Origin of the sequence: Paenibacillus xylanexedens, from assembly GCF_007680605.1 — a bacterium.
Lineage (GTDB): Bacteria > Bacillota > Bacilli > Paenibacillales > Paenibacillaceae > Paenibacillus > Paenibacillus xylanexedens_B.
The window spans coordinates 1-209 of sequence record NZ_VEIO01000113.1 but is presented as its reverse complement, the minus strand read 5'-3'; the positions used below and the strand labels follow the sequence as shown (position 1 = coordinate 209).

The 209-nt window shown below is 46.9% G+C and carries 1 tRNA gene; it reads right to left on the bottom strand.

The annotated features are described in order from the left end of the window. Position 1: 1 nt before the first annotated feature. A tRNA-Asn gene (locus FS818_RS28610) sits at positions 2-74 on the bottom strand. Positions 75-209 lie beyond the last annotated feature (135 nt).

The following is a 209-nucleotide window of genomic DNA, read 5'->3' as shown; positions in this document are numbered from 1 at the left end:
GCTCCCCGAACAGGACTCGAACCTGTGACAACTCGATTAACAGTCGAGTGCTCTACCAACTGAGCTATCAGGGAATATGTTTCAGAGCATTGTTCTCTGAAAACTAGATTCGAAACGAAACGTACGCGATTTAAAACTTGCATTTTGGATAAGCCCTCGACCGATTAGTACTGGTCAGCTCCATGCATTACTGCACTTCCACCCCCAGC